19 protein-coding genes are annotated in these 21,813 nt (G+C 65.0%); 5 read left to right on the top strand and 14 right to left on the bottom strand.

Features of this window, described 5'->3' with window-relative positions:
* Positions 1–50: 50 nt before the first annotated feature.
* Entirely contained in the window at positions 51–1,154 is a 1,104-nt protein-coding gene (locus tag E4K64_RS35445) for a hypothetical protein (RefSeq protein WP_135167416.1), read from the bottom strand.
* Positions 1,154–2,590, bottom strand: coding sequence for an MBOAT family O-acyltransferase (locus E4K64_RS35440; RefSeq protein ID WP_135167415.1), 1,437 nt, complete (start codon positions 2,588–2,590; stop codon positions 1,154–1,156). Before E4K64_RS35440 ends, E4K64_RS35445 begins: the two co-directional genes overlap by 1 nt.
* A 349-nt stretch (positions 2,591–2,939) precedes the next feature.
* On the opposite strand from E4K64_RS35440, the gene E4K64_RS35435 reads away from it, so the two are divergent.
* On the top strand, positions 2,940–5,045 hold the full coding sequence (locus E4K64_RS35435) for a S9 family peptidase (protein WP_135167414.1): 2,106 nt from the start codon (positions 2,940–2,942) through the stop codon (positions 5,043–5,045).
* A gap of 187 nt (positions 5,046–5,232) precedes the next feature.
* Here the strand turns inward: E4K64_RS35435 and E4K64_RS35430 are convergent, their stop codons facing one another.
* From E4K64_RS35430 to E4K64_RS35410, 5 genes are all read right to left on the bottom strand, one after another.
* Positions 5,233–5,952 (bottom strand): ribonuclease activity regulator RraA, encoded by a 720-nt coding sequence (locus tag E4K64_RS35430; RefSeq protein ID WP_135167413.1) that lies wholly within the window; start codon positions 5,950–5,952, stop codon positions 5,233–5,235.
* Between the two features lie 119 nt (positions 5,953–6,071).
* Positions 6,072–7,808, bottom strand: a complete 1,737-nt coding sequence (gene araD, locus E4K64_RS35425) for an L-arabinonate dehydratase (protein ID WP_209312012.1) — start codon at positions 7,806–7,808, stop codon at positions 6,072–6,074.
* Complete coding sequence (locus E4K64_RS35420) at positions 7,805–8,665, bottom strand: ABC transporter permease (RefSeq protein WP_135167412.1); 861 nt, start codon at positions 8,663–8,665, stop codon at positions 7,805–7,807. Before E4K64_RS35420 ends, araD begins: the two co-directional genes overlap by 4 nt.
* A gap of 11 nt (positions 8,666–8,676) precedes the next feature.
* On the bottom strand, positions 8,677–9,438 hold the full coding sequence (locus E4K64_RS35415) for an ABC transporter ATP-binding protein (RefSeq protein ID WP_135167411.1): 762 nt from the start codon (positions 9,436–9,438) through the stop codon (positions 8,677–8,679).
* Complete coding sequence (locus E4K64_RS35410) at positions 9,438–10,457, bottom strand: ABC transporter substrate-binding protein (protein ID WP_135167410.1); 1,020 nt, start codon at positions 10,455–10,457, stop codon at positions 9,438–9,440. The genes E4K64_RS35415 and E4K64_RS35410 overlap by 1 nt, the downstream gene beginning before the upstream one ends.
* Before the next feature lie 94 nt (positions 10,458–10,551).
* On the opposite strand from E4K64_RS35410, the gene E4K64_RS35405 reads away from it, so the two are divergent.
* The 3 genes from E4K64_RS35405 to E4K64_RS35395 all read left to right on the top strand — a co-directional run bounded on the left by E4K64_RS35405 (position 10,552) and on the right by E4K64_RS35395 (position 15,449).
* A complete protein-coding gene (locus tag E4K64_RS35405; RefSeq protein WP_135167409.1) occupies positions 10,552–11,268 on the top strand; it encodes a GntR family transcriptional regulator in 717 nt (238 codons plus the stop codon).
* A gap of 190 nt (positions 11,269–11,458) precedes the next feature.
* Positions 11,459–11,878 (top strand): response regulator, encoded by a 420-nt coding sequence (locus tag E4K64_RS35400; RefSeq protein ID WP_135167439.1) that lies wholly within the window; start codon positions 11,459–11,461, stop codon positions 11,876–11,878.
* Complete coding sequence (locus E4K64_RS35395; protein WP_135167408.1) at positions 11,856–15,449, top strand: PAS domain S-box protein; 3,594 nt, start codon at positions 11,856–11,858, stop codon at positions 15,447–15,449. The genes E4K64_RS35400 and E4K64_RS35395 overlap by 23 nt, the downstream gene beginning before the upstream one ends.
* A 159-nt stretch (positions 15,450–15,608) precedes the next feature.
* Here E4K64_RS35395 and E4K64_RS35390 read toward each other — a convergent pair whose 3' ends face one another.
* The gene (locus E4K64_RS35390; protein ID WP_135167407.1) at positions 15,609–16,244 is read right to left on the bottom strand and encodes a response regulator transcription factor; all 636 of its coding nucleotides are present in this window, start codon (positions 16,242–16,244) and stop codon (positions 15,609–15,611) included.
* 256 nt (positions 16,245–16,500) lie between these two features.
* Between E4K64_RS35390 and E4K64_RS35385 the strand changes: the two genes are divergently transcribed.
* Positions 16,501–16,704, top strand: coding sequence for a hypothetical protein (locus E4K64_RS35385; RefSeq protein ID WP_347338647.1), 204 nt, complete (start codon positions 16,501–16,503; stop codon positions 16,702–16,704).
* Positions 16,705–16,855: 151 nt separating this feature from the next.
* Here E4K64_RS35385 and E4K64_RS35380 read toward each other — a convergent pair whose 3' ends face one another.
* The 6 genes from E4K64_RS35380 to E4K64_RS35355 all read right to left on the bottom strand — a co-directional run.
* Positions 16,856–17,359, bottom strand: coding sequence for a response regulator (locus tag E4K64_RS35380; protein ID WP_126260585.1), 504 nt, complete (start codon positions 17,357–17,359; stop codon positions 16,856–16,858).
* A 141-nt stretch (positions 17,360–17,500) separates the two neighbouring features.
* On the bottom strand, positions 17,501–17,818 hold the full coding sequence (locus E4K64_RS35375) for a PilZ domain-containing protein (protein ID WP_126260584.1): 318 nt from the start codon (positions 17,816–17,818) through the stop codon (positions 17,501–17,503).
* Between the two features lie 2 nt (positions 17,819–17,820).
* Positions 17,821–18,699, bottom strand: a complete 879-nt coding sequence (locus E4K64_RS35370; RefSeq protein WP_135167405.1) for a CheR family methyltransferase — start codon at positions 18,697–18,699, stop codon at positions 17,821–17,823.
* A gap of 59 nt (positions 18,700–18,758) precedes the next feature.
* Positions 18,759–19,145, bottom strand: coding sequence for a response regulator (locus tag E4K64_RS35365; protein ID WP_018321619.1), 387 nt, complete (start codon positions 19,143–19,145; stop codon positions 18,759–18,761).
* Positions 19,146–19,176: 31 nt separating this feature from the next.
* Positions 19,177–19,653, bottom strand: a complete 477-nt coding sequence (locus tag E4K64_RS35360; protein WP_135167404.1) for a chemotaxis protein CheW — start codon at positions 19,651–19,653, stop codon at positions 19,177–19,179.
* A 24-nt stretch (positions 19,654–19,677) separates the two neighbouring features.
* Positions 19,678–21,813 (bottom strand): hybrid sensor histidine kinase/response regulator (locus tag E4K64_RS35355; protein WP_135167403.1); only part of this gene is annotated, 2,136 nt, incomplete at its 5' end.

Raw genomic sequence — 21,813 nt, 5'->3', positions numbered from 1 at the left:
TCTGCGCGCGCTTGAGGCGCGCTTGTCCGGGACGACGGCGGAGTGTTGGGTTACGGCTGTGGCACGCGATACGCCTCGACCTGCGCCTTCAGCTCCTCCAGCGACGCGGTCGGCTGCTTCGGATCGGCGCGATACTCCCCGCTCGCCAGCCATCTCAGCACCATGGCGTCCACCACCGGCGAATGGTGGATGACGTCGCCGTAATTGTTCAGATCGTGCGTCACCGATTTGATCGCGCGGAAATCGTGCAGGTGCACATTGGGAAGCTGGGTCAGGCGCTGTGCGATGACGGCCGTGAGATCGGTAACGATCTTCAGCGTGGCAGGCGAGGCCTCGCGCATCGCGACGAATTGCAGGATCGAATAGGGCGGGAAGTAGACGTCAAAGGTCACGTCGGGGTGACGCGCGATCAGGCCGACGGCATCGCGCTCGAAATGCCGGACCATGGCCTCATAATTGTAGCCTTCGCCGAGGAAGCGGCTGCGCGTGGGATTGGTAATGTAGGCGAAGGCAGCGAGCGTCTTCTTCGCATTGTAGTCGCGCGCGACGTCGAAATCCCGCGGCAGCGCGTAGATGTCGTTGACGTCAGGCAGCGCGAATTTCACAGGCAGGAACGGCGCCGCCCGGGTCAGCGGCTGCCGCAATGGCGGGACCGAGCGCAGCAGCGCGAACATGGATTCCTTCGCCATCGCGGCGCTGAACAGATAGGACGCAACGCCCTTCGCCGTCCCGCGATAGAGATCGACGGAGAGATAAGGATCGGCCTCGATATCGGCGGCATCGATGAAGATGAAATCGTCCATCGCCCAGATCACACGCCTGGCGCCGCGCCCGATCGCCTGCTCCAGCACGAAAGCCTGCTGGCGCGAGTTGGAGCCGGTCATCGCCAGCTTGAGCGAATGCACGCCGAGCGCGCGGTCAATGTCGCTCTGGCGGAAATGGATTGCGAGCGAGGTGCCCATGAAAGCAGTGTCGAACGACTGGCTGCGGATCAGCCCGGCATTCTGCATGCGCGTGTCGTCGGAATAGAAGGCAAGACGCGAAGGGCGGAACAGCTGCAGGGGATCGACGGCATAGGTGAGCGCTGCGGCGCCCAGCACGCACACGATGCTCGCGAGCAGAAGACGCGCCAGATGTGTGAAATTCCCGCGCATCAGAACCGGAAATAGATGAATTCGCTGTGGCTCTGGATGCCCAGGATTCCGAACGCGAGCACCAGCGACGCCGCATAGAGGAACAGCGGCCGCATCCGCCCTGCCCGCAAGGCTTCGCCGACCCTGCGGCCGGCGTGATCGTATCCCATGAGCGTTTGCGTGTTCGGCGCCAGCCACACCAGCGCGGCGTAGATGGCGACCATTACCAGGGCCGCGATCTCCTCGCGGCCGAAGACGATATTCGAGGGATCGGCCATGGCCTGCAGCACGCGCAGCGCCCATGTGACGCTCTCGGCGCGGAAGAACACCCAGGCGACGACGACGGCCAAGAATGTCAGCGCAGCTCCCGCGATACGGGCCGGCCGCGCGAGACCAGATGGGATCGTCGGCACCAGCGCATTGAAGGCGTGATTGACACAGAGATAGGCGCCGTGCAGCGCGCCCCAGATGACGAAGGTCCAGGCGGCGCCGTGCCAGAGCCCGCCGAGCAGCATCGTGATCATCAGATTGGCGTAGCGCAGCACGCGTCCCCTGCGATTGCCGCCGAGCGGGATGTAGAGATAGTCGCGCAAGAATTGCGACAGCGTCACGTGCCAGCGGCGCCAGAACTCGACGATGCTGGTCGCCTTGTAAGGCGAGTTGAAGTTCACGGGCAGGAAGATGCCGAACATCAGCGAGATCCCGATCGCCATGTCGGAATAGCCGGAGAAGTCGAAATAGAGCTGGAACGTGTAGGCGAGCGCACCCAGCCACGCCTGGTCGAAGCTCGGCGAGCGCGCCTCGAAGGCGAGCGCGACCAGCGGCTGGATGCCGTCGGCGAGACAGGTCTTCTTGAACAGGCCGATGGCGAAGATGATGACGCCGCACAGGATGAGATGCGCGTCGGGATGTTTGGATTTTTCCTGCTCGAATTGCGGGATCATGTCCTTGTGGTGGAGGATGGGCCCGGCGATCAGATGCGGGAAGTAAGTCACGAACAGCGCGTAATGCGGCAGCGCGTAGGCCGCGACCTGGCCGCGATAGGCATCGACCAGGAACGCGATCTGCGTGAACGTATAGAAGGAGATGCCGACCGGCAGCAGGATGTGGACCGCGACATGCGTGCCGAACAGCGCGTTGACGTTCTCGGTGACGAAACCGGCATATTTGAAGATGCCGAGCACGACGAGATCGCCAGCGACGCCAAGCGCGAGCACCGCCTTTCGTCGTGACGGGCCGAGCTCCGACACGATCAGAAGATGGCCGACGCCGTAGTTGAAGGCGATCGACAGAAGCAACAGGGCCACGAACTGCCAGTTGCCGATGGCGTAGAAGGCGAGCGAGGTCAGTGCCAGCCAGATCACCGGCGTGAGATTGCTGCGCCGCCCGAGCCAGAAATAGCCTGCCAGCACCAGGGGCAGGAACAGCAGGATGAACGGGTAGGAATTGAACAGCATCAGGCTGGACCGGGGGCGAGGATATGGTCCGTAAAGCATAGACGGGGCCGATCAACAACCCGGCGGCCTGGCGCGGACGCGCTGGCAATTCGCGGAATCGGGACGATATAAGGGAAGGCGCGAACAAAGCGGCGGCGTCTCTTCTCCCTCTCCCCGTTCTTACGGAGTCGGGACGAGCTATGCTCGCCCTGTGAGGGTTGGGGGTGAGGGGCCTCTCTCCGCGGATAAGATCTGTCGAGGGACCTGTACCCCCTCACCCGGAATTTGCGCTCGCAAATTCCGACCTCTCCCCGCAGGCGGGGAGAGGTGAAGAAAAGACACTGCGCGAATGAGACACAATGAGGACCGAGTGACCCAAACCAAGATGCCTTCCCAGCCCCCCGTCGCCCCGCGCCGGCCGCATTCCTTCACGCGGCACGGGATCACCGTGACCGACGACTATGCCTGGTTGAAGGACGCGAAATGGCAGGAAGTGCTGCGCGATCCCGCCGTGCTCGATCCCGATATCCGCAAATATCTCGACGAGGAGAACGCCTACACCGAGAGCCTGCTCGGCCACACCGCGCCGCTCCAGAAGACGCTGGTGCGCGAGATGCGCGGACGGATCAAGGAGGACGATTCCAGCGTGCCGTCGCCCGATGGTCCCTTCGCCTATTTCCGCCGGTTTCGCGAGGGCGGGCAGCACGAGCTGTTCGGCCGCATGCCGCGCGAGGGCGGCGACGGCGAGATCGTGCTCGACGGCGATGCGCTGGCCAAGGACCACAAATATTTCAAGTTCGGCGGCAGCCGGCACTCCTATGATCACAAGCTGCAGGCCTGGAGCGCGGACACCAAGGGCTCCGAATATTTCTCGATCCGCGTCCGCGACTGGGCGAGCGGCAAGGATCTCGACGACCTGGTCGAGGAGACCGACGGCGGCGTGGTCTGGGCCAAGGACTGCAAGAGCTTCTTCTATGTGAAGCTCGACGACAATCACCGGCCGATGCAGGTGTGGCGCCACAGGCTCGGCACTGGGCAAGCCGACGACGCGCTGGTCTATGAAGAGCAGGATGCCGGCTGGTTCACCCATCTGCACGAGAGCACCAGCGGCCGCTTCTGCGTGATCGCGGGCGGCGATCACGAGACCTCTGAGCAGCGGCTGATCGATCTCGCCAATCCCGAGGCGCCGCCGCGCCTGGTCGCCGCGCGCGAGGAAGGCGTGCAATATTCGCTCGCCGACCGCGGCGATCAGCTCTTCATCCTCACCAATGCCGATGACGCCATCGACTTCAAGATCGTCACCGCGCCGCTCTCTTCGCCCGAGCGCAAGAACTGGCGCGACCTGATCCCGTATCGGCCCGGCATCTACATCATCGACCTCGATCTCTATGCCGGCCATCTGGTGCGGCTGGAGCGCGCCAATGCGCTGCCCTCGATCGTGATCCGCGATCTCGCCTCGAACGAGGAACATGCCATCGCCTTCGACGAGGCCGCCTACTCGCTGGATACGATGGGCTCCTACGAGTTCGAGACGACGAATTTGCGCTTCTCCTATTCGTCGATGACGACGCCGTCCGAAGTCTACGACTACGACATGGCGAAGCGCACGCGCACCTTGCGCAAGCGCCAGGAGATCCCGTCCGGCCACAACGCGGCCGATTACGTCACCACGCGCATCATGGCGAAGGCGCATGACGGCGCCGAGGTGCCGGTGTCGATCCTCTATCGCCGCGGGCTCAAGCTCGACGGCTCGGCGCCGCTGCTGCTCTACGGCTACGGCTCCTACGGCATGGCGATGCCGGCCTCGTTCAACGCCAACCGCCTGTCGCTGGTCGACCGCGGCTTCGTCCACGCCATCGCGCATATTCGCGGCGGCGCCGACAAGGGCTGGGGCTGGTACCTCGACGGCAAGCGCGAGAAGAAGACCAACTCGTTCGACGATTTCGCGGCCAGCGCGCAGGCGCTGATCGATGCGAAATACACCAGCGCCAAGCGCATCATTGGCCATGGCGGCTCGGCCGGCGGCATGCTGATGGGCGCGGTCGCCAACCGCGCCGGCGAATTGTTCGCCGGCATCGTCGCCGAAGTGCCGTTCGTGGACGTGCTCAACACCATGCTCGACGACACGCTGCCGCTGACGCCGCCGGAATGGCCGGAATGGGGCAATCCGATCGAGAGCGGGAAGGATTTTCGCACCATCCTGTCCTACTCGCCCTACGACAACGTCGCCGCGAAGGACTATCCGGCGATCCTGGCGATGGGCGGCTTGACCGATCCGCGCGTCACCTATTGGGAGCCCGCCAAATGGATCGCGCGCCTGCGCGCCACCATGACCGGCGGCGGCCCGGTCCTGCTCCGCACCAACATGGGCGCCGGCCACGGCGGCGCCTCAGGCCGCTTCGACCGGCTCGACGAGGTCGCGATCGTCTATGCGTTCGCGCTGTGGGCGGCAGGGATGGCGGAGGCGGGGGTGTAGCGACAGCCAACGCCGTCGTCCCGGCGAACGCCGGGACCCATACCGCGTGATTTATCGGTGGTGCGCAGGTAGCAGTACCTCGGCAAGGCCTCTTAACTGCAGACCTTCGCCAAACTTCTCCCTGGGGGTATGGGTCCCGGCGTTCGCCGGGACGACAGTAGAGAATGTGGCGCGACCTTCCATCCTACTAACGCCCGTTCTTCTTCCGCCACTCCGCAAAGTCGGTGAGCGTCTGCGGATCCGTGGCGGGATAGAGGCCGAAGATGCCGCGGCCCTTGCCGACCTCCTCGGTGACGAAATCCTCGAACGCGGTCATCTCGAAGGTCTCGCTCGCGATCTCGTCCGCGAGATGCGCCGGGATCACGATGACGCCGTCGGCATCGCCCAGGATGACGTCGCCGGGAAACACCGGCGCGTCGCCGCAGCCGATGGGCACGTTGATCTCGATCGCCTGGTGCAGCGTCAGATTGGTCGGTGCGCTGGGGCGATGGTGGTAGGCGGGAATGCCGAGCCTGGCGATCTCGGCGGAATCGCGAAAGCCGCCGTCGGTGACGACGCCGGCGACGCCACGCTTCATCAGCCGCGTCACCAGGATGGCACCGGCCGACGCCGCCCGCGCGTCCTTGCGGCTGTCCATCACCAGCACGGCGCCCGGCGGGCAATCTTCCACCGCCTTGCGCTGCGGGTGCGAGCGGTCCTTGAAGACCTCTATCGTATTGAGATCCTCGCGCGCCGGCATGTAGCGCAGCGTGAAGGCCTCGCCGACCATGGTCGGCTGGTTGGGTCCGACGGGATGGACGTCCTGGATCATCTGGATGCGCAGGCCACGCTTGAACAAGGCGGTGGCGACCGTGGCGGTGGAGACGGATTTGAGCTTGTTGCGGGTGGCTTCGGAAAGTTTTGTCATTTGGCATACTCTCTCGTGGTCGTCATTCCGGGGCGCGCGCAGCGCGAACCCGGAATCCATCGGGCCGCACGTACGGCGGTGAAATGGGTTCCGGGTTCGCTTCGCGCCCCGGAACGACATCAATAAATCGACGGCTCGCCGATCGGCGCGCCGAAATCGGTCTCGAGGAAGTCGAAGTCGCAGCCGTCATTGGCCTGCTTGATATGCTTGGTGAACATCCAGCCATAGCCGCGCTCGAAGCGGCGCTCGGGCTGCTTCCAGGCGGCGCGGCGTTTTTCCAGCTCGGCTTCGGGAACATCGAGATTGATGGTGCGCGCGGCGACGTCGAGCGTGATGCGGTCGCCGTTCTGCACCAGCGCGAGCGGGCCGCCGACATAGGATTCCGGCGCGACGTGCAGGATGCAGGCGCCGTAGCTGGTGCCGCTCATGCGCGCATCCGAGATGCGCACCATGTCGCGCACGCCCTGCTTCACGAGCTTGGTCGGAATCGGCAGCATGCCCCATTCCGGCATGCCCGGCCCGCCTTGCGGCCCGGCATTGCGCAGGATGAGAATGTGGTCCTCGGTGACGTCGAGATCGAGATCGTCGACCGCCTTCTTCATCGACGGATAGTCGTCGAACACCAGCGCCGGCCCGGTGTGCTTGAGGAAGCGCGGCGCGCAGGCGGAGGGCTTGATGACGCAGCCGTCGGGCGCGAGATTGCCCTTGAGCACGGCAAGCGCGCCTTCCTTGTAGATGGGATTGTCGATGGAGCGGATCACGTCTGCGTTGTGCACCTCGGCGCCGTCGATGTTCTCAGCCACTGTCCTGCCGGTGACAGTAATGCAGTCGAGATGCAGATGCGGCTTGATCTGGCCCATCAGCGCCGGCAGGCCGCCGGCATAGAAGAAGTCCTCCATCAGGTAGGTGTCGCCGCTCGGCCGGACGTTGGCGATGACGGGCACCTTGCGGCTCGCGATCTCGAAATCGTCGAGGCCGATGTCCTGGCCGGCACGGCGGGCCTGCGCGATCAGATGGATGATCGCATTGGTCGAGCAGCCCATCGCCATCGCGACCGCGATCGCGTTCTCGAAGGCCTTGCGGGTCTGGATCGTCTTTGGCGTCAGGTCTTCCCACACCATCTCGACGATGCGGCGGCCGCATTCTGAGGCCATGCGGATGTGGTTGGCGTCGGCGGCCGGAATCGAGGAGGCGCCGGGCAAGGTCATGCCGATCGCTTCCGCAATCGCGGTCATGGTCGAGGCCGTGCCCATGGTCATGCAGGTGCCGTAGCTGCGCGCGATGCCGGCTTCGATGTCGAGCCAGTCCTTGTCGGAGATTTTTCCGGCGCGGCGCTCGTCCCAATATTTCCAGCCATCCGAGCCGGAGCCGAGCGTCTTGCCCTTCCAATTGCCCCGCAGCATCGGGCCCGCCGGCAGATAGATCGCCGGGATGTTCATCGAGGTGGCACCGAGCAGCAGCGCCGGCGTGGTCTTGTCGCAGCCGCCCATCAGCACCACGCCGTCGACGGGATGGCTGCGCAGCAGCTCCTCGGCGTCCATCGCCAGCAGGTTGCGATAGAGCATGGTCGTCGGCTTGAGCAGCGATTCCGACAGCGACAGCGCCGGCAATTCCAGCGGCAGGCCGCCGGCCATCAGGATGCCGCGCTTGACGTCGTCGACGCGCGACTTGAAGTGCATGTGGCAGGGCTGCGCGTCCGACCAGGTGTTGAGGATCGCGATGATCGGCCGGTCCTTCCACTCTTCCGGCGCGTAGCCCATCTGCATGGTGCGGGAGCGGTGGCCGAACGAGCGCAGATCGTCGGGCGCGAACCAGCGCGCGCTGCGGAGCTGATCGGGTGTTTTCTTCTTGCTCATGATTGAGTGCCCCATTTCTGGACCGTGTTCCGCTCGATGGCGCGGAAGATCAGGTTCTCGACAAAGAGCCCGATGATGATCACGGTCAAGAGGCCTGCGAAGACGGCAGGTATGTCGAGCAGATTGCGGTTCTCGAAGATGAACCAGCCGAGCCCGCCCTGGCCGGAGGAGACGCCGAACACCAGCTCGGCCGCGATCAGCGTGCGCCAGGCAAACGCCCAGCCGATCTTGAGGCCGGTGAGGATCGAGCCGAACGCCGCCGGAATCAGGATTTTGGCCACGTATGGCAGCCCGCGCAGGCCGTAATTGCGCCCGACCATGCGCAGCGTGTTGGAGACGCTCTTGAAGCCGGAATGGGTGTTGAGCGCGACCGGCCACAGCACGGAATGGATCAGCACGAAGACGAGACTGCCGTTGCCAAGCCCGAACCAGATCAGCGCCAGCGGCAGCAGCGCGATCGCCGGCAGCGGATTGAACATCGCCGTCACCGTCTCGAGGAAATCGGTGCCGATACGGGTCGAGATGGCGAGCACCGTGAAGATCGCGGCCAGCACGATGCCGGCCGAATAGCCCATGAACAGCACTTTCAGCGACGTCCAGGCCCGCATCGGAATAGTGCCGTCCTTGACGCGCTCGAACAGCGTGATCGCGGTGTCGTGCAGCGTCGGGAACAACAGCGGATTGTCGAGCGCGACGCCGTAGGCTTCCCAGACCGCCCCCAGGAACAGGATGATCACCGACTTGCGGACGAAGCCGTCGTTCCAGAGCAATTCGGCCACGCTCAGCTTGCGCTCGACCTCGCCTGTGCCCGAGACAGCGGCCGGCTCGGCCCGCAGCAATATCCTGGCTTCACCCATGGCGGGCTCCTTCAATGCGCGGTGGCTTCGCCGGCGAACAGGAGATCGTGGATCTCCTTCTCCAGCCGGCCGGCGCTGCCATCGGCGCCGGAGACCTTGTCGACGTCGATCACCTCGGCCTTGACCCGCCCGGGATGCGGCGACAGCAGCAAGATACGGTTGCCGATGCGGATCGCCTCGGCGATCGAATGGGTCACGAACAGCACGGTGAACCTGGTCTCGCTCCAGAGCTGGAGCAGCTCGTCCTGGCAGGTCCGGCGCGTCAGCGCGTCAAGCGCGGCGAACGGCTCGTCCATCAAGAGGATGTCCGGCTCCATCGCCATGCCGCGCGCGATCGCGACGCGCTGCTTCATGCCGCCCGACAGCGTGTGCGGATAGGCGTCGACGACGCGGGTCAGGCCGACCTTCTCGATATAGGCCCGCGCCTTTGCCTCGGCGTCCTTGCGCGACAGCTTGCGCGCGGTCAGCAGCGGAAACATCACGTTGGCGAGCACGCTCTTCCAGGGCAGCAGCTGGTCGAACTCCTGGAAGATCATCATGCGATCGGCGCCGGGACCATGAATCTCGCGATCGTTGATGGTCATGCGGCCTTCGCTCGGGCTCATATAGCCGCCGACGGCCTTGAGCAGGGTCGACTTGCCGCAGCCGGAGGGACCGAGCAGCACGAAGCGGTCGGACTTGTCGACGGTGAAGGAGACCCTTTCGGTGGCGGTGACGACGGCGCTGGAGGTCTTGTAGCGCAGCGTCACGGAGCTGACGTCGAGCAGCGCCATCAGTTGCCCTTCAGATCGTGCGCGACGGGCAGATAATAGTCCGTCCATGCCTTGGGCTGGCTCTTCAGCGTGCCGGCCTTGAACAGATGGGCGGCGAATTTCATCGTGCCCTGCGGCTCGAGATTCCACTCCATCATGCCGGGCTCCTTCAGGAGCTCGAGCAGCTCGTCCACCGAGGTCTTGTCGCCGGTGATCTCCTTGTAGATTTCGACCGCCTGCCTGGTATCGCTGCGGATCAGGTCCTGCGCCTCCTTGGTGGCGTCGCGCACGGCCTGGATGATCTTGGGGTTGGCGTCGGCGAACTTCGTGGTGGTGAAGAACTGCGCCTGGCTGAGCGGCCCACCCATCACGTCCGGCGACGACAGCACAATGTGCGCGCCCGGCACGTTCTTCAGCTCCAGGAAGGTGAAGGGCGGGATCGAGAAATGGTTGTGCACCTCGTGCTTGACGTTGGACAGCGCCGCATAGGCGTCGGGATGGCCGAGTTGCACGGTGTTGGCGTCGAGCTTCGACCATTGATCGGCGCCAAAGGCCTCGGCGGCCGCGATCTGCAGCACGATGGCCTGGGTCGAGACCTTGACGGTCGGCACCGCGATCTTGTCCGCCGGACCGAAGTCCTTGATCGACTTGATGTTCGCGTCGCGGCTGATCAGCGTCATCGGCTGCGCAGAGGTGGCGACGATGCCCTTCACGCCGCCGCGGGTGCGGTCCCAGAGCAGCAGGAGGTTGCCGGTGCCGGTGTTGAGGATGTCGACGCCGCCTGCCAGCAGCGCATCGGTCTGCGCGCCGCCGCCGGAGAAGGTGATCCATTTGGTGGTGACGCCGGAGACGCCGAGCGAAGCTGCGTGCTTCTCGATCAGCTTCAGCTTCTCCATGATGTGGCTCGGCATGTAGAAGATGCCAGGCTGGCGCGACAGCGCGATCTCGGATTTCTGCTGCGCGTGCGCAGGCAAAGCCGCCAGCACGGTTGCGGCGATCAGGGCGATGGCGGCAGCGCCGCGCTGAAATGGCTTGATCATAATTGTTCGTTTCCTCCGGCCGCCATTGACGGGCAACCCTGCTGATGCACTAATGTATTAGTGCATCAAAGGCAAGTCCGCCGGAGCCCCTCGCATGGAACCCGCCCATCCCGCGCCCCGCGCGACCGTCCGCCGAGGGCCGCGGCTGGACCGGGCCCGGCAGGCCGCACCGCAGGTGTTCGAGCGGCTGCGCAACGCCATTCTCGCGCTCGAGCTGCCCCCGGGCGCGCCGCTGTCGCGCACCGATCTCGCTACGCAATTCGGCGTCAGCTCGACGCCGATCCGCGACGCCCTGATGCGCCTCGAGGAAGAAGGGCTCGTCGAGGTGTTTCCGCAGCACGCGACCGTGGTCAGCCGGGTCGATGTCGGCCGCGCCGAGCAGGCGCATTTCCTGCGCCAGGCGCTCGAGCTCGAAATCGTCCGGCTGCTTGCGGAGCAACACGACCAGGCCCTGGTTCTCCGCCTCGACCACGCCATCGCGCTGCAGCAGCAATTCGCCAAGGCCGGCGATTTCGAGAGCTTCATCGCCGCCGACAATGATTTTCATGCGCAGCTTTATGCCGCGGCCGGCAAGCAGGAGCTGTGGACGCTGGTGCGCAGCCGCAGCGGACATATCGACCGGCTGCGCCGGCTGCACCTGCCCTCGCCCGGCAAGGCCCAGAACATCCTCCGTCACCACCGACTGATCACCCGTGCGATCGAGGCCGGCGACCCTGACGCCGCGCAACAGCATCTGCGCAAGCACCTGTCGGGCACGCTGAGCGAGCTCGACAAGATTCGAAGCCATTATCCGGAATATCTAACCGATTAGACGGGCGATCCCGGCGCTTATGCACGAAACCGTGCATAAGCATGCTGCATTTTGTTTCGGCTTAGGCGAGCGTTCACCGGCCATTCGCGAAGTGCTTGCAGGCCGGGCGGAATCCGCGCAACAATTTCATCTTAGATGGCTTGATTTGCGGCCGATGGGAATGTCCTGTCCGGCGCGGAGGAATGCAGACGTGGCCAACATCCTGATCGTGGATGACGACTCGGCCGTTCAAATCACGATCCGGCTGCTCCTGGAGAGGGCCGGTCATCACGTCACCCTCGCCGGCGATGGCCGCAAGGGGCTTGCGCTGTTCGAGGCCGGCCGGTTCGATCTGCTGTTCCTCGACATCTTCATGCCTGGCATGGATGGGCTGGAGACGATGCGTCACATCCGGGCGTTGGCCCCGGCCATTCCCATCATCGTCATTTCCGGCCGCTCGGCCGCGCCGGATGCCTATGCGGAACCCGATTTCCTGAAGATGGCGACCAAGCTCGGCGCGGTGGCAAGCCTGCAGAAGCCATTCCGGCCCGGCGCACTGCTCGCCGCAGTCGATGGCTGCCTGAAGGCGGGCGAGCCGGAGGGGTCCGATGTCAGCTCCGGCCGCCGATAACGAGGGCTCCTCTGCTTCAGGCCAGATCGGCCGCGATCATCCGGGAAGTCCCGCGAGCATCCCCATGACGCTCACCACGCGGCTGGCCATCGCCATGATCCTGCTGGTGGCGGTCACCGTGGCCGCGGTCGGCTGGCTGGGCTATCGCAACACCACGCAGGCGGTCATTCCGCGGGTCCTGGAACGGGTCGAGGCCCAGTCGCGCCTACTGGCGACCAATCTTGAATCCTACGTTTCCGGAGCGCGCGGCGATCTGCTCGGCTATCGCGCCGCCGCGGCCATCCAGGGCCTCATCCGCGCTCACGCCGGCGGCGGAATTGATCCTGTTGACGGCGTCTCGGAACAAACCTGGCGCGAACGTATCGCCACGCGGCTCGCGGCCGAGATCGAGGCCAAACCCATCTACGGGCAGTTTCGGATCATCGGCGTCGATAACGACCAGCGCGAGATCGTCCGTGTCGATCGCTCCGGACCGGACGGAGCAGCCCGGATCGCCCCGGACAACGAGCTGGAGAGCAAGAGCGGTCGACCGTACTTTCAGCAAACGATCCGGCTGCCGCCTGGCGAGATCTATGTGTCGCCCGTCGATCTTGCCACCCGCCAAGGGGGCACCACGACCCCTCACGTTCCGACTCTCCGGGTGGCGATGCCATTATTCGCACAGGACGGCAAGCCGTTCGGCATCATCGTCGCCAATATCGACATGCGCCCGGCCCTCGACCACGTCCGCGCGACGACGAGCTCGGGAGGAGAGATCTACGTCGTGAATTCGCGCGGCGACTATCTCGTCCATCCCGATCGCACGAGCGAATTCGGCACGCTGCGTGATCGTCCCAGCGACTGGCGCAAGGACTTTCCCTATTTCGCGGCTCTGACGGGCACGCGGGATGTATCCACGCGGCTCATGACCGACGGGTCGGGCCGGCCGAGCGGCGCGGCCCTCGCCCCTGCGCTGCTTGCCGGCAAGGAATGGGTCGCCGTCATCGAAACAATTCCCGCGCCTGTGTTCGGCCTCGTACCGGCAGCGATCCAGAAGACGTCCCTGCTGGTCGGCATACTGGCCGTTCTCGCCGCAGCCGGGCTTGCGGTGCTGGTGGCGCGCTCGCTCACGCGTCCGATCGGCCGCTTGACCGCGGCGGTCCAGGCCATCGGCAGCGGCCGTCCGGCGGACATCCCGGTCGATGCCAGCGGTGAGACGGGCGTGTTGGCGCGGGCCTTCGCGCAGATGGTCGAGGAAACAAGGGTGAAAACCGCTGCGCTCGAACGCGAGATCGAGGAGCATCGCCGCACCGAGGCCGCGCGCAGCCATCACGCGGCGCGCGAGCGCCTGTTCAGCGCCGCGATCGAATCCTCCGACGATGCGATCGTGATGCAGACGCTCGATGCCATCATCACGGGCTGGAATCCGGCCGCCGAGCGTCTGTATGGCTATTCGGCGGACGAGGCGATCGGCAAGCCGACATCGATCATCGTCCCGGCGGACCGCCGCGAGCAGGGCAAGGTATATCTGGCGCGGATCGCGGGGGGCGAGCCGATCGAACGCTTCGAGACGGTGCGCCTGCGCAAGGACGGCACGCCGGTCGAAATCTCGCTCAGCCTGTCGCCGATCAAAGGTCCGTCGGGCGAGATCATCGGCGTCTCCGGGACCGCGCACAGCCTGACCGAGGCGCGGCGGGCCGAGCGGCAGCTCCAGCAGCAGCTCGAAGAGCGCCGGCAGATCTTCGACACCTCGCAAGACCTGATCATGGTCATGGACTCGCACGGCCACATCGCGCAGATCAGCCCGAGCAGCGAGACCATTCTTGGCTATCGGCCGGACGAGATGATCGGCCGCAGCGGCGCCGACTTCATTCATCCCGATCATCTGGAGGGCTCCCGCGCCGAGATGCGCGCGCTGCGCCGCGGCGAGCGCGTCAAGATTGCCGACACGCGCTGCCTCCACCGCAACGGACACGAAGTCTGGCTGTCCTGGCTCGGCAACTGGTCCGAGCAGGCACAGCGCTATTTCTTCGTCGGGCGCGACATGACGGAGGCGCGGCTCGCGCAGGAATCGCTGCGCGAGAGCGAGCGGCTCGCCCGCAACATCATCGAGACCTCGCTCGACGCCTTCATCCAGACCGATGAGACCGGCAGCATCCTGAACTGGAACTCGCAGGCCGAGCAGCTGTTCGGCTGGCGCCGCGAGGAGGTGCTCGGCAAGAGCACGATCGACCTCATCGTCGCCGAGAGCGAACGCGAGCGAGTGAGGTCGGGTCTGCAGCAGTTCCTGGTGAACGAAAACGGCAGGACGCTGAACCGCCGCCGCGAGCTCATATGCCGCCGCCGCGACGGCAAGGAATTCAAGGCCGAGCTGAGCGTCACCGCGCTGAAGCGCCGCGAAGGCCTGCTGTTCAACGTCTTCTACCGCGACCTCACCGACAAGATCGCCGCCGAGGAGCGCATCCGTCATGCCGAGAAGATGGAGGCGATCGGCCAGCTCACCGGCGGCGTGGCGCACGATTTCAACAACATCCTCACCGTCATCACCGGGACGATCGAAATCCTCGCGGAGGCCGTCGAGAAGGAGCCGCAGCTTGCGGCCATCACGAAGATGATCGACGAGGCGGCCGCGCGCGGCGCCGATCTGACCCAGCACCTGCTCGCCTTCGCGCGCAAGCAGCCGCTCCAGCCGCGCGAGATCGACATCAACTCGCTGGTGGTCGACACCGCGAAGCTGTTGCGGCCGACTCTGGGCGAGCAGATCCAGATCGAATCGGTGTTCGAAGACGGGAACTGCGTCGCGATCGTCGATCCCAACCAGCTCACCACCGCGATCCTCAACCTCGCGCTCAATGCCCGCGACGCCATGCCCGGCGGCGGCAAGCTGATCCTGGAGACCGGCGCTGCCTATCTCGACGAGGTCTACGCCAGTGCGAACGATGTGCCGCCGGGGCACTACGTGTTGATTGCCGTGAGCGACACCGGCACCGGAATCCCCGCGCACCTGCTGACCAGGGTGTTCGATCCCTTCTTCACCTCGAAGGGACCGGGCAAGGGCACCGGACTCGGGCTGTCGATGGTCTACGGCTTCATCAAGCAGTCCGCGGGCCACATCAAGATTTACAGCGAAGAGGGCCACGGCACCACGATCAAGATGTACCTGCCGCCCGGCAAGACGCCGACGGCGGCCGGCGAGGGCGTGACGCCGGCGACCATCGAGGGCGGACACGAGACGATCCTGGTGGTCGAGGACGACAGGCTGGTGCGCGACTACGTGCTGGCGCAGCTGCATTCGCTGGGCTACGTCACCTTGCAGGCCGCGAACGCCGCGGAGGCGCTCGCGATCGTCGCCGCCGGAACGCCGTTCGACCTTCTGTTCACCGACGTCATCATGCCCGGCAAGATGAACGGACGGCAGCTGGCCGACGAGCTGATGAAGACGCGGCCCGATCTCAAGGTGGTCTACACATCGGGCTATACCGAGAATGCGATCATCCATCACGGCCGGCTGGATTCCGGCGTGATGCTGCTGGCCAAGCCTTATCGCAAATCGGATCTGGCGCGGATCATCCGCAAGGCGCTGAGCCCTTGAGGCTACGATTTCGTGTCCCGGACAAGGCGCAGCGTGGAACGCTGCGACGCAGAGCCGCGACCAGAACTGTCAGCAGTGAAATTGGAGAGATGGACCCCGGCTCAGCGGCGCATCATTTCATGATGCACCGCGTCCGGGGCACGAAAGAGAACCGACCGCTTACGACGCGCGCTGGGCCGCGGTCATCACGATGCGGATCAGATCGGCGGCGTTGCGCGCGCCGAGCTTCTTCATGATGTTGGCGCGGTGATCCTCGATCGTGCGCGGGCTGATGCCGAGCGTGCGACCGGCTTCCTTGTTGGACGCACCGGAAGCAAACTGCTCGAGCACTTCGCGCTCCCTGCGCGTCAGCGGCTCGCGTCCGGGGAAATGCAGGGAGCCGAATTTCGGCGAGGCGTTCTCCGCCTGCCTGCGCGCATAGGCGCCGATCGCCTCGTCGAGCCGGCCGACGATCTCGCTGCCGCGGAACGGCTTCTCGATGAAGTCGAGCGCGCCGCTCTTGATCGCGCCCACCGCCATCGCGATGTCGCCCTGTCCGGAGATCATGAAGATCGGCGCCGGATAGTCCTCGCCCTGCAGCTCGTTCAGAATGTCGAGCCCCGACTTTCCGGGAATGTGCACGTCGAGCAGGATTGCAGCCGGCGTGCGGTTTCGCGCGACGGAGAGCAGCGCTGCGCCGTCCGCAAAACAGATCACCTCATAACCCGCCGCCTTCAACACCATCGACAGAGTGTCGCGAACGGCAGGGTCGTCGTCGACCACGAAGATTTCACCGCGAGAGCTTTGTTCGGCCATGTGCCACATCCGGTTGGCATGAAGGACTCGCGTCCGCGCCAACCGTTATGGCGTTCGGCGCGGATTCGGCCCACCCGTATTTGTACGGGACATGGACTTAACGCACAAGTAGCGGCAGGGTGCCTAATTGCGGGTAGGGAGACTATCCATGCAAAATTTCGCTGGCGCACCCCCGATCGTCGCGAGGCCCGAAACCGACAGCCGTCAGTTGATCGCCGCCGATCTTCGCGCTCTGATCACACGGATCGAGAGCAGCATGCGCCTGATCGACGCAGCCATGATGGAAGCCAGCGCGTTGGAAACGGGTCCGGCGCGCGGCGATCCGGCCGGTTCCACCGATATTTTCGTGCTCGACGACGTCACGCCGCGTTATGCGACGGCGAGCGCCGCCCTCAATGCCTGTCGGGCGGGCCTTGGCCACGCCCTGCGATGTCTGTCTGATTCCGGCAACTCGGCATAGAACGCGATCGGCGCGGCCACTCGCATCCCATCGCATGGCGGTTCCGCACGCCTAAAGCAGGATCCGGAAAAGCGCGCGGCGGTTTTCCGAGAAGATCACGCTTAAACAGCAAGCTGAAGCGCGATGGCGCTTCATCCTCATTGTATTGTGCTTAGGCGCGGTGCCGTTCCACGATCGCGTCGGTGGCGACACCGCCCCAGGTGTGGATCGCGGGAAGGCCCATCGCGATCTTGCCCAGATTGGCGAGGCTGATGCGCAGGGCCGCGAGGTCGAGCGGCTTCGGCAGGCTCTGGAGCTCGATCCCGACGGACCTGGCGAAGCTGCGAGCGGCGCTGCGGCGCTTGCCGTCCATGCCGCTGATGACGATCACGGCGCCGCCGAACTTCGCCGCCGCCATCTCGCGCAGCACGTCGATGCCGTCGCCATCCTCCAGCACGAGATCCAGCGTCACGCAATCGAAGCGGGCGGTGCGCAGCTTCTCGATCGCATTCGCCACGGACGGCGCCACGGTGACTTCGTGGCCGGCCTGCTTGGCGGCGACGGTGATCAGGCTGCGCTGCGTGGCGTCGTCATCGACCACCAGAAGCTGAAGCGCACGCCGTTCGGCGCCGTCGGGCAGGTTTGACGTCATGGGCGAAAGAGGACTTCTGGGCATTTCCGTATCCTGAGATTGAGACCGGCAACGGATACAATGTTCGCGCTTAGGCCCCGTAAAGCTGCCGCCGCGAATTCGCTTTGAAATCTTCAGAAAGTGTGAAGCAAGAGATCGGAAGGGACGGCAACGGACGCGGGCGGATCACGCCGCGGCGTCATGGCCGCCGGCCGCACCGCGCTTCTTCCTGTTCTTGCCGCGCAGGAACTGGATGTCCATTTCGGCGCCGTTGACGCGGACCAGCTCGCAACGACGATAGGCAAGGCCCGTGGACGACAACAGCAGGAAGAACTCCTTCAGGTTCAACCCCTGGATCGAGCCTTCCACCGTGAGAATGGCGTCGGTGTCGGAGATCGCGTTGAGCTTGCAGTCGCGGCGCCAGGTGCCGTCGATGGCCATGATGCAGACATCGTAGCCGCGACTGAAAGTCACGCGTTCGCTACCCTTGCCATCCTCGGCCATGTCTATCGTCCTGCCATCACCGCGAGGCGCGGCGCCGCGCCGGCGAGAACCGGCTTGGCGGCGGCGGCACGCGGATCGTTCGGCTTGTAGAGGCCGCGCCGCTCAGCAATCGGGCGGAACGTATCGGTCAGACCGACCACGGTTTCAGCCGCGCCCAGCACCAGGAAGCCATCGGGCTCGATCTGGCGCGCCAGCCGGTTAAAGATGTTGATCTTGGTGTCCTGGTCGAAATAGATCAGCACGTTGCGACAGAAGATGACGTCGAAGGTGCCGAGCTGGGAGAAGTCGTGCAGCAGGTTGAGCTGGCGATGCTGGATCATCGCCCGCAATTCGGGATTGACCTGCCAGGTCTCGCCGGTCTGCTTGAAGTATTTGACCAGCATCTGGATCGGCAGGCCGCGCTGCACCTCGAACTGGCTGTAGACGCCGGCCTTGGCCTTCTCCAGCACCTCCTGCGACAGATCGGTCGCGATGATCTCGATGCGCCAGCCGGTGAGGGCTGCGCTCATCTCCTTCAGGCACATCGCCAGCGAATAGGGCTCCTGCCCGGTCGAGCCGGCGGCGCACCAGATCCGCACGCTGCGCTTGCTGGCACGCGCCTTGATGATCTCGGGCATGATGTGGTCGCGGAAATGATCGAACGGGACCTTGTCGCGGAAGAAGAAGGTCTCATTGGTGGTCATGGCTTCGACCACGTCGGTGATCAGCTGACGCGAGCCGCCTTGCAGCTTCTGCACGAGTTCGGCGATGCCGGAGATCCCGGCCTTGCGGGCGAGCGGCAGCAGGCGGCTCTCGATCAGATATTGCTTGTCTGCGGACAGGTCGAGACCGGAATTGTCCTTCAGGAACTTACGCAGGTACTCATACTCGGTCGGGGTCACTGATCGCCTCTTCGAAGCTGCACTGGAACATTCTGGCCAAATGCGCGGGCCAGATTCGCTCAGACCATGGCTTGTCCGACCGGGATCAAGCCGACTTCAGCAAATTTGTCGGCGATAATGTCCTTGTCGAAGGGCTTCATGATGTACTCGTTGGCGCCGCCGCTGAGCGCCTGGGCGATATGAGCCACATTGTTCTCGGTGGTGCAGAACACCACCTTGGGCTGGTCGCCGCCGGGCAGGCGGCGCATGTGGCCCATGAACTCGAAACCATCCATCACGGGCATGTTCCAGTCGAGCAGCACCGCATCGGGCAGCTGCCGCTGGCAGATCTCGAGCGCCTTCGAGCCGTCCTCGGCCTCGGTCACCTCGAATTCCAGGCCTTCCAGGATCCGGCGCGCGATCTTGCGCACCACGCTGGAATCATCGACCACCAAGCAGGTTTTCATTTCGGTTCTCCGGCTCCGATGTTTCGTTGGCTCACGCGGCCATCTGCACTTTGGTTTCGAGCTCGAGGACGCGATCGACGTCGAGCACGACCATGAGCTGTCCGTCGAGGCGGTGGACGCCGCCGGCGAGCTTGGCCATGCGGGGATCGAGGTTGACGGGGTTCTCTTCCATGCCGGCCTCGGGCAGGCGCAGCACCTCGCCGATCTGGTCGATCAGAAGACCGTAGGATTCGCCGCGCAGATCGACGCCGACCGCCATCGGCACCTTGCCGTCCTCAGGCTGCGGCAGGCCGAGACGGGCGCGCATGTCGACCACGGTGACGATGCGGCCGCGCAGATTGAGCACGCCGGCGATCTCGCGCGAGGACAGCGGCACGCGGGTGACGCGCTCGGGCATGAACACGTCCTGGACGCGGGAGATCGGCAGGCCGAACAGCTGGCCGCCGATCATCGCGGTGACGTATTCGACCATGGCGCCTTCGCTGGACTGGGTCTTGTTGCTGGCCATAAGCCTATCTCCTGATCCCCTGGGTTACGCCGCCGCCCGGCTCAGCTCGGAGGCGCCGGCGGCGCCCGCGGTCTGCTCCTTCAGCGCCGCGATCAGACCGGGACGGTCGAACTTGGCGACATAATCGTGGAAGCCGGCCTGACGGCCGCGCTCGATCGCCGCCGGCGACACCAAGGCGGACAGGCCGATGATCGGCATCGACCCGAGATTGTTGTCGGCGCGGATGGTCTCGGCGAACTCGAACCCGTTCATGTCGGGCATCTCGATGTCGGTCAGGACCACGTCGAAGCTCTGGGCCCGCAGCGCGGCGAGGCCCTCCTGCGCGGTCGGCGCGGTGCGGACGCGGTAGCCGGCCGCCTTCAGCACCGGGGCCAGCATGTTGCGGAAGAACGCGGAATCGTCGACCAGCAGCACCGACTGCGAGTGCAGCGACGGCTTCATCTCCTTGCGGGTGAACCAGTCGGCGAACGCCATCGGCAGGAAGTGGCCGACATCGATCACCTCGGTGGCCTGGCCCTTGATCACGGCCGAGCCGAGAATGCCCTGGCTGGAGCCGCCGACCTCGATGTTGAGCCGTTCCTCGACGATGTCGATGATCTCGTCGACGACGAGGCCCATGGAGCGGCCGTCGTCGGCGAACACCAGGATCGGCTGGGCGCCCTGGCTCGCGATGGTGACGCCTTCCATGGCCACCAGCGGCATCAGCTGCTCGCGGTACTGCACCATGTAGCGGCCGTTAGAGAACTCGATCTTGTCGGCCGGGAGCTCTTCCAGGCGGGTGACGAGCCCGAGCGGGACCGCCTTGGGCTGCGAGGAGCCGGCGCGGAACACCAGCAGCGAGGTGGTCTGCTCGCCCGAGCCGATGTGATGGGCGCCGTTCTCGTCGCCCATGTCATGGGCCGAGGAGCCGGCGGCGCCGAGCGCCTTGGCAATGCCGTTGGGGTCGATGATCATGATGACGGCGCCATCGCCCAGAATGGTGTTGCCGGAGAACATGTCGATGTGACGCAGCTTGGTCGACATCGGCTTGACCACGATCTCCTCGGTGTGGAACACGCCATCGACCACGATGCCAAAAGTCTGGCTGCCGACCTGCGTGACCACGATGAAGCCGTTCTCGGGATCGGAGGCCGCGCCGTCGTCGATCTTGAGCAGCTTCTTCAGATGGATCAGCGGCAGCAGCTTGTTGCGCAGGCGCAGCACCGCGGTGTCCTTGATGCGCTCGATGCGGTGCTCGGAATTGGCGCGGGCCCGCACCAGCTCGACCACCGAGAGCTGCGGGATCGCGAAGCGGTCGCCGGCGGCTTCCACGATCAGGGCGGAGACGATGGCGAGCGTCAGCGGGATCTTGATGGTGACCGAGGAGCCTTCGCCGGCCACCGACTTGATGTCGATGGTGCCGCCGATCTGGTCGATATTGGTGCGCACCACGTCCATGCCGACGCCGCGGCCCGACACCGAGGTGATGGCGGCCGCGGTGGAGAAGCCCGGGGCGAAGATGAACTTGTGGATCTGGGCTTCGCTCATCTTCTCGAGCTCAGCCTCGGTAACGAGACCCGAGGAGACGGCCTTGGCCTTGATCTTCTCGGTGTTGAGGCCGCGGCCGTTGTCGGCGATGCAGATGATGATGTGGCCGCCCTCGTGATAGGCGGACAGGCGAATGGTGCCCTGCTCGCCCTTGCCGGCAGCCAGGCGCTCGGCGGGGGTCTCCAGGCCATGATCGGCGGAGTTGCGCACCATGTGGGTGAGCGGGTCCTTGATCAGATCCAGCACCTGGCGGTCGAGCTCGGTGTCGGCGCCGTGCATCTCCAATTCGATCTGCTTGCCGAGTTCGCTGGAGAGGTCGCGGACGATGCGGGGCAGCTTCTGCCAGGCATTGCCGATCGGCTGCATGCGCGTCTTCATGACGCCTTCCTGCAGCTCGGCGGTGACGTTGGACAGGCGCTGCAACGGCACCTTGAACTCGGTGTCCTCGTTGCGGCGGGAGATCTCCAGGAGCTGGTTGCGGGTCAAGACCAGCTCGGAGACCATGGTCATCAGGTGCTCCAGCGTATCCACGTTGACGCGGATCGACTGGTTGGCGATGCGGTCGCCTTCGCCGGCACTCTCGTCGGCCATCGACTTCTTCGGCGCGGCCTTCTCCTTGGCGGCAGGCTTCGC

Origin of the sequence: Bradyrhizobium frederickii, from assembly GCF_004570865.1 — a bacterium.
In the GTDB taxonomy this organism is placed as follows: domain Bacteria; phylum Pseudomonadota; class Alphaproteobacteria; order Rhizobiales; family Xanthobacteraceae; genus Bradyrhizobium; species Bradyrhizobium frederickii.
Note: the sequence above shows the minus strand (reverse complement) of the source record. Positions and strands in the feature narration are given on the sequence as shown.